This is a genomic window from Arenimonas sp. (assembly GCF_019459675.1).
Classification (GTDB): domain Bacteria; phylum Pseudomonadota; class Gammaproteobacteria; order Xanthomonadales; family Xanthomonadaceae; genus Arenimonas.
In genome coordinates, this window is sequence record NZ_JAIBFH010000064.1 from 1 (window position 1) to 7,108 (window position 7,108).

The 7,108-nt window shown below is 70.7% G+C and carries 9 protein-coding genes; 5 read left to right on the forward strand and 4 right to left on the reverse strand.

What is annotated here, in order from left to right; genetic code table 11:
- Together K0M70_RS02475 and K0M70_RS02480 are read right to left on the reverse strand one after the other, a co-directional pair.
- Positions 1-771: hypothetical protein (locus K0M70_RS02475; protein WP_290778815.1), on the reverse strand; the 771-nt coding region annotated here is incomplete at its 3' end.
- Positions 772-776: 5 nt separating this feature from the next.
- The gene (locus tag K0M70_RS02480; RefSeq protein ID WP_290778817.1) at positions 777-1,730 is read right to left on the reverse strand and encodes a MoxR family ATPase; all 954 of its coding nucleotides are present in this window, start codon (positions 1,728-1,730) and stop codon (positions 777-779) included.
- Between the two features lie 51 nt (positions 1,731-1,781).
- On the opposite strand from K0M70_RS02480, the gene K0M70_RS02485 reads away from it, so the two are divergent.
- Positions 1,782-3,632, forward strand: a complete 1,851-nt coding sequence (locus tag K0M70_RS02485; protein ID WP_290778819.1) for a glycosyltransferase family 39 protein — start codon at positions 1,782-1,784, stop codon at positions 3,630-3,632.
- On the opposite strand, the gene K0M70_RS02490 is transcribed toward K0M70_RS02485, so the two are convergent.
- Positions 3,617-4,192: a Maf family nucleotide pyrophosphatase gene (locus K0M70_RS02490; protein ID WP_290778822.1), complete on the reverse strand. Its 576-nt coding sequence runs from the start codon at positions 4,190-4,192 to the stop codon at positions 3,617-3,619. The genes K0M70_RS02485 and K0M70_RS02490 overlap by 16 nt on opposite strands.
- The gene (locus K0M70_RS02495; protein ID WP_290778825.1) at positions 4,189-4,674 is read right to left on the reverse strand and encodes a hypothetical protein; all 486 of its coding nucleotides are present in this window, start codon (positions 4,672-4,674) and stop codon (positions 4,189-4,191) included. The genes K0M70_RS02490 and K0M70_RS02495 overlap by 4 nt, the downstream gene beginning before the upstream one ends.
- A 122-nt stretch (positions 4,675-4,796) precedes the next feature.
- Here K0M70_RS02495 and K0M70_RS02500 point away from each other — a divergent pair, with 122 nt between their 5' ends.
- From K0M70_RS02500 to K0M70_RS02515, 4 genes are all read left to right on the forward strand, one after another.
- Positions 4,797-5,312 (forward strand): YceD family protein, encoded by a 516-nt coding sequence (locus K0M70_RS02500; RefSeq protein ID WP_290778836.1) that lies wholly within the window; start codon positions 4,797-4,799, stop codon positions 5,310-5,312.
- Positions 5,313-5,325: 13 nt separating this feature from the next.
- Positions 5,326-5,520, forward strand: coding sequence for a 50S ribosomal protein L32 (gene rpmF / locus K0M70_RS02505; RefSeq protein WP_290778827.1), 195 nt, complete (start codon positions 5,326-5,328; stop codon positions 5,518-5,520).
- Positions 5,521-5,681: 161 nt separating this feature from the next.
- Positions 5,682-6,662, forward strand: coding sequence for a beta-ketoacyl-ACP synthase III (locus K0M70_RS02510; RefSeq protein WP_290778831.1), 981 nt, complete (start codon positions 5,682-5,684; stop codon positions 6,660-6,662).
- Between the two features lie 108 nt (positions 6,663-6,770).
- On the forward strand, positions 6,771-7,108 hold a 338-nt coding region (locus K0M70_RS02515; protein ID WP_290778833.1), incomplete at its 3' end, for an ACP S-malonyltransferase.

A 7,108-nucleotide genomic window follows, 5' to 3' on the forward strand; every position in this document is an offset into this window, starting at 1 on the left:
GCGGGGGGGGGGGTGGGCGCGGCCCTCCCCCCCGGCGGGGGGGCCGGCCCCCCCCAACGACTTCCACGCGATCTGGCGCAGGCCGTCGCCCGCGCGGTACTCGCGCAGGTGGTGCGGCTGTTCGCCGTGGCTGCGGGTGCGCTGGGACTGTCCGTCGCCGCCGGGGTCGGGCAGCGGCACGGACTCGGCCTCCGGCGTCGGGTAAACCAGCAGGCGCGTGTCGGGCCGCAGCCACGACCACGCCCGGGCCAGGCCGAACGGCCGCAGCGTGGACAGGCGCAGCCGATCCGGCGACAGCCAGCCGCGGCGGTGCGTGGGCAGTGCGATCACCATCTCGCCGCGCTCGCCCGGCGCCAGGTCGAGGAAGGCTTCTTCGTCGCCCGCGCGCAGCTCCAGCCCCGAACGCTGGCGCGTGCCGCTGGCCTCGAACGCCAGCCGCAGCATCATTGGTTTGCCGGCCGGCACCGGTTCGGCGTGCAGGGCCATCAGCCGCAGGCCCGACAGCGTGAGGTGCGCGTGCACCAGGCTGTTGTGCGCCACCGCAATCAGCAGGAACGCCAGCAGCAGGGCCGGGTTGTTGTTGTAGTTGAGCCCGCCGAGCAGCATCGACAGCAGCATCACCGCCATGAACAGGCCGAAACCCGTCGGCAGGACGTAGATGCGGCGCCGGTCGATCACGATCGGCAGCGCCTCCAGCGACTTCGGGCGGACCATGGGCAGGCCCGCCAAGCGGTCGCTGAAGCGTTCGATCCGGTCGCGCGGTCGTGCCACTGCGCTCAGTCCACCGCCACGGCGTTAAGGATGCTGGCTGCCAGCGCATCGCGGCCCTCGGATTCGGATTCGGGCACCAGCCGGTGCGCCGCCACCTGGCTGAAGAGCGCCTGCACGTCCTCGGGCTGCACGTGGCTGCGACCGTCGAGAAGCGCATAGGCGCGTGCGCCACGCAGCAGGCCCAGGCCGGCGCGCGGCGACAGGCCAACCTGCACGCCCGGGTGGCGGCGGCTTTCCTGCAACAGCGCTTGCACGTAGCTCACCAGGGCCGGACTGGCGTGCAGGCGCTCGGCCGCCGCGCGCAGCGCGATGACGTCTTCGCCACTCAGGCGCGGCATGCTTTGTGCGATCAGGTCGCGGCGGTCCTCGCCGGCCAGCATTTCGCGCTCGGCGGCGGCATCCGGGTAACCCAGCTTCAGCCGCAGCAGGAAGCGGTCCATCTGCGAATCGGGCAGGGGGAAGGTGCCCGCCAGGTCCACCGGGTTCTGCGTGGCCACCACGAAGAAGGGCTGCGGCAGCGTGTGGCAGGTGCCGTCCACCGTCACCTGGTGTTCGGCCATGGCCTCGAGCAGGGCGCTCTGCGTGCGCGGCGGCGCGCGGTTGATCTCGTCCGCCAGCAGCAGCTGGGTGAACACTGGACCCGGGTGGAAGCGGAACTCACGCGCGGTCTGGTCGTAGATGGACACGCCGATGATGTCGGACGGCAGCAGGTCGGACGTGAACTGCATGCGCTGGAAATCCAGGCCCAGGGTGGCCGCCATGGCGCGTGCCAGCGTGGTCTTGCCCAGTCCGGGCAGGTCCTCGATCAGCAGGTGGCCGCCCGCCAGCAGCGTAGTGAACGCAAGGCGCACTTCGCGCGGCTTGCCCAGCACCAGTTGGTTCACTTGCTCCACCGCATCCGTCAAGGCCTGTCGGGTGCGGTCGGGTAGGATGTCGGCGTTCTGGGTTGGCGCGTGCATGGAGTGCATCCGGCGAATGATTCCACAAGAGGATAACGGACCGATGCTGCCATGGGCCTAGGTTCCCTGCGCGTGAAGTTCATCGTGGCCTGGGCCGTGCTGCTGCTGGCGAAGCTGTGGCTGGCGGCAACGCTGCTGCCGTTCGGCGACGAGGCTTTCTATGCGCTGGAAAGCCGGCGCCTGGCCTGGGCCTATTCCGATCTGCCGGGACTGACGGCGTGGCTGATCCGCCTGGGCACCGAGTTGGGCGGGCAGCACGTGCTGGCGATCCGCGCACCGTTCGTGCTGGTCGGCGCGATGGTGCCGTGGCTGGTGGTGCGCATTGCCAGGCGCTGGTTCGGCGCGCAGGCGGGCTGGCAGGCCGGGATGCTGGCGCTGCTGATGCCGCTGTCGGGGCTGTCGGGCGTGCTGGCGCTGCCCGATGCCCCGATGCTGTTGGCGGCGCTGCTGTGCCTGGACGCGTTTGCGGCGCTGCTTCAGCGCTTCGGCGCGGCCGCGGCGCTGCAGCTGGCGCTGGGGCTGGCGCTGGGCGCGTTCTCGCACTACCGCTTCGCCCTGGTGGTGCTGGCCGGCGCGGCGGGCCTGCTGTGCACCGCCCGGGGCCGGGCGCTGCTGCGCGAACCGGGGCTATGGCTGGCGCTGGCGGTGGGGGCCGCCGCGTGGCTGCCGCTGGTGGTCTGGAACGTCGGCCACGCCGGCGCCGGGGGGGCCTTCCAGTTCGTGGACCGGCACCCCTGGCAGCTGCAGGGGGACGGGGCCTGGTGGCCCGTGGTGCAGGCGCTGATCGTGACCCCGGCGCTGTTCGCACTGCTGCTGGCGACGCTGTGGCGCGCCTGGCGGCAGCGCCATTCGTCCACCGAGCCGCAGTGGCCGCTGCTGTTGGGCGTGGCCGGCGTGTCGGTGCTGGGGTACTTCGCCATGGCGTTCGTGTCCGACAGCGAACGCGTCAGCTTCCATTGGCCTTTGCCGGGCTGGCTGGCCCTGGCCTGCGCGGCGCCGGTGGTGTTGGCGTCCTGGCCACGATGGACGCGCGCGGTGGTGCACGGCATGGCGGCCACCGGCCTGCTGCTGGTGCTGGGCTACCTGGCGGTGGTGACGCAGCCCGCGGGCCGCCAGTGGCTCGCCACGGGGCCGGCGTATGCGGACAACTTCTCTGGCTGGGACCTTGCCACCGACGCCGTGCGCAGCGAGCTGGCCTTGATGCCCGCCGGAACAGCGCTGGTGGCCGACAACTTCATGCTCGGTGCCCAGCTGGCGTTCGCGCTGGATCGCAGCGACGTGGCCGTGCTGCCGCATCCGCTCAACAACAAGCACGGTCGTGCGGTGCAGCTGTCGAACTGGGGACTGCTTGCGTCCGGGCGCGAGGCCTGGGGCGACGGACCGGTGCTGCTGGTGGTGGAAGACACCTCGCGTTCGCTCAAGCGCCGGCTGGACGGCTATCGGGAGCTGTGCAGCGTTACCGGCGGACTGCCGCCGCCGCGCGTGCTCAACGTGGACCACGGGCGAAAGCGGTTCCTGCTGTTCCGGCTGCCGTCGGCGGGCGCGTCCTGTTCGACGCCGGCGCTGGCGTGGCTGGAAGCGCCGGCTCCCGGCGCCGAACCCGGCGCCACGGTGGACGTGTCAGGTTGGGCGCTGAAGGAAGGGGTGGGCGTTGACCGCGTGCAGGTGACGGTGGACGGCCGGGTGGTGGCCGAAGCGAGGCTGGACCCGCTGCGCCCCGACGTAAGCCAGTACTGGGGCGTGGCCGACGGCAGCGATGGCGCGGGCTTCGGTGCGCGCCTTGATCTGACGGATCATCCCGGCGGCGATGCCTGGCTGGGGCTGGTGGTGCACGGCCGGGATGGCAGCGTGGAAGCGTGGCCGGAACAGCGGCTGCGCATCCCGGCTCAAGGCAGGCGATAGCCCGCCTGGCGCAGGGCGCGCGACAGCGCGATCAAGGGCAGGCCCACCAGCGCCGTGGGATCCTGGCTGTGGATCGCGTCGAACAGGGCGATGCCCAGGCCTTCGCACTTGAAGCTGCCGGCGCAGTCGTAGGGCTGCTCGGCGTCGAGGTAGCGCAGGATCTCGTCGCGCTCGAGCGTGCGGAACACCACCTCGGTAAGGTCGAGCGCGGCCAGCGGTGGTTCGTCATCGCGCAGCAGGCAGATGGCGGTATGGAACGCGATGCGCCGTCCCGAGCAGGCCTGAAGCTGCCGCAGGGCCGGGTCGCGGCCGCCGGCCTTGCCCAGGGCCAGCCCGTCCAGGTCGGCGACCTGGTCCGAGCCGATCACCCAGGCGCCCGGCTGGCGCGCCGCCACCGCCCGGGCCTTGGCCTGGGCCAGGCGAACGGCCGTGTCGGCCGGGCGCTCCGCCGCCAGCGGCGATTCGTCCACTTCCGGCCGGTCAACTTCGAAGGGCAGCCCCAGGCGGGCCAGCAGCTCACGCCGATAGCGCGAGGTGGACGCCAGCACCAGCGGGGTCACGGCGCGTCCGGGTCGCGGCGCAGCGTGGCCGGCTCGCGCCGGGCCGCCAGCGCACTGGCCTCGGTGGCATCGGCCAGTTCAGCGCCGGCCCGCTCGAGCTCCCCCAGCTGGGTGGAAAGCTTGGCGCGGGCCCGGTCCAGGGCGGCACAGGCGGCGTCGAGCTCGGCCTGGCGCGCCGAGTCGCCGTGCTTCTGGATCCACAGGCGGTGCTGGAGCACGTCGCGCTTGGCGTCGCGGATGGATTGGGTGCTGTCGAGCGAAGCGTGCGCCACGGCGGCGATGTCCGAGGGGACCCGCCCAACCACGGATTGCATGGCCTGCATGCGCTCCTGGCTGCGGTCCAGCAGGCCCTGGACTTCGTCGGCCAGGTCGAGCAGACGCACCAGGCTGCGCTCGCGGCGCCGGCTCCGGACCAGCCACCACAGCAGCGGCAGGGCGAGGGCCAGGGCGGCAACGCCGGCCAGGACAAGGAATTCGGGCATGGATTGCAGGTCCGCAGGGTCAGCCGGCAGTCTGCACCAGCCCCGGCAAGGCCGGCAAACCCTTGCGGCTGCAACGAGTTAGGTTTGACACAAAGGCCTTGGCCGCCTATTATTTCGGGCTTATGTCCGCGTCCCTGCCTCCTGTGCTTGATGCTTGGCGCATGGTTGCGGCCAAGCGGCGCTTCGAGGGTGTGTTGCCTTTGTCGGGGATGACCCGGCTGGCGGCCGACCTCGTGGACGCCGAAGGTGACTGCCGATTCGAGATGGAATTCGGGCGTGACGGCGTGCTGGACCTGCCGTATGTCGAAATCCGCATCGAGGCAGCGTTGCCGCTGCTGTGCCAGAGGACGCTGGAACGTTTCCTGCATCCGGTTTCGCTATTCCAGCGCCTCGGTCTGATCACCGACGAAGCGCAGGAAGCGGCGCTGCCTGAGGACATGGAGCTGTTCCTGGTTGATGGCAGCGGTGAGCTGCATCCGGCCGCGCTGGTCGAGGATGAATTGATCCTCGCCATCCCGGTGGTACCCATAGATCCGCGCTCGGCGGAGGTGACGGCTGAATGGCCCGCCGAAGTCGAGGTAGAAGAAAAACCGAACCCTTTCGCCGCGCTCGCCGCGTTGAAGGCACACAAGAAGTAGTTGGAGATAGACCATGGCCGTCCAGAAATCCCGCGTCACCCCGTCCCGCCGCGGCCAGCGCCGCTCGCACGATGCCCTCACCGCGAAGCAGCTGTCCACCGACCCGACCTCGGGCGAGACGCATATCCGCCACCACGTGACCAAGGACGGCTACTACCGTGGCAAGAAGGTCATCGACGTGAAGTCCTCGGCGGTGTCCGAAGACTGAGTGCTCGCCTGCCCCCGGGCAGGCCTGGCTCACGCGGTTCGCCCCCGGGCGATTCCGTCTTATGCTCAACGCGGCGGGCCTGGTCCCGCCGCGCGCGTTTCTGACTGTCGCATCCCGTCGGCACCCGCCGCCGCGGCCAGCGGCAGGCCACCGGCAAGGGGATGAGGATGGCCGTTTTCTCGCGAATCGCCGGCACGGGCTCCGGCCTGCCGGAAAAAATCCTGACCAACAAGGATCTCGAGCAGTTCGTCGAAACCACCGACGAGTGGATCGCCAGCCGCACCGGCATCCGCCAGCGCCACGTGGTGGTGGAGGGCGAAACCACCTGCGACCTGGCCGAGCGCGCCGCCATCGCCGCCATGCAGGCCGCCGGCGTCACCGCGTCCGAGCTTGACCTGATCATCGTCGGCACCACCACGCCCGACCTCATCTTCCCGTCCACCGCCTGCCTGCTGCAGCACCGCATCGGCGCCAACGGCTGCGCCGCGTTCGACGTCAACGCCGCCTGCTCGGGCTTCATCTTCGCGCTCAGCGTGGCCGACAACTTCATTCGCGCCGGCAACGCCAAGACCGTGCTGGTGGTGGGCGCCGAGACGCTTACGCGCATGCTCGACTGGTCCGACCGCAACACTTGCGTGCTGTTCGGCGATGGCGCCGGCGCGGTGGTGCTCAAGGCCGACACGCAGGCCGGCATCCTTTCCACGCACCTGCACGCCGACGGCGGCAAGAAAGAGCTGCTGTACAACCCGGTGGGTGTTTCCGTGGGCTTCAAGCCCGAGGAAAAGAACGCGGGCGTGCGCGTGCTGATGAGCGGCAACGAAGTCTTCAAGCACGCCGTCAAGGCGCTCGATTCGGTAGTGGACGAGGCGCTGGAGGCCAATGGCCTGAGCAAGGCCGACCTCGACTGGCTGATTCCGCACCAGGCCAACCTGCGCATCATCGAAGCCACCGCGAGGCGGCTGGAGATGTCGATGGACCAGGTGATCGTGACCGTGCACAAGCACGGCAACACCTCGGCCGGCTCGGTGCCGCTGGCGCTGGACGAAGCGGTGCGCTCGGGCAAGGTGCAGCGCGGCCAGCTGCTGCTGCTGGAAGCCTTCGGCGGCGGCTTCACCTGGGGTTCGGCGCTGATCCGTTACTGAGCCGCCGCGGCGCCCCGGTGCCGCGCCGGTGGCACCCTACGCGCCGGTACAGACGACTTGGCCGGCGCGTCGCTTATCATTCGCCGACACCCTCGTGCGGATCCATAGATGAGCCAGATGCTTGCCTTCGTATTCCCCGGCCAGGGCTCCCAGTCCCTGGGCATGCTGGCCGACCTGGCCGCGGCCAAGCCGCTGGTGCGGGAAACCTTCGACGAAGCCTCCGAAGGTGCCGGCGTCGACCTCTGGGCGATTTCCCAGCAGGGCCCCGAAGACCAGCTCAACCAGACCGAGTTCACCCAGCCGGCACTGCTGGCGGCGGGCGTGGCCGTCTGGCGCACGTGGCTGTCGCAGGGCGGCGCCTGCCCGGCGCTGCTGGCCGGGCACAGCCTGGGCGAGTACGCCGCGCTGGTGGCCGCCGGCTGCCTGGGCCTGTCCGACGGTGCGCG

What these genes read in the sequence shown, in the direction of transcription:
- K0M70_RS02485 (WP_290778819.1), top strand. Translation starts at nt 1,782, where the DNA reads ATGGGCCTAGGTTCCCTGCGCGTGAAGTTCATCGTGGCCTGGGCCGTG.
- rpmF (WP_290778827.1), top strand. Translation starts at nt 5,326, where the DNA reads ATGGCCGTCCAGAAATCCCGCGTCACCCCGTCCCGCCGCGGCCAGCGC.
- K0M70_RS02495 (WP_290778825.1), bottom strand. Translation starts at nt 4,674, where the DNA reads ATGCCCGAATTCCTTGTCCTGGCCGGCGTTGCCGCCCTGGCCCTCGCC.
- K0M70_RS02500 (WP_290778836.1), top strand. Translation starts at nt 4,797, where the DNA reads ATGTCCGCGTCCCTGCCTCCTGTGCTTGATGCTTGGCGCATGGTTGCG.
- K0M70_RS02510 (WP_290778831.1), top strand. Translation starts at nt 5,682, where the DNA reads ATGAGGATGGCCGTTTTCTCGCGAATCGCCGGCACGGGCTCCGGCCTG.
- K0M70_RS02480 (WP_290778817.1), bottom strand. Translation starts at nt 1,730, where the DNA reads ATGCACGCGCCAACCCAGAACGCCGACATCCTACCCGACCGCACCCGA.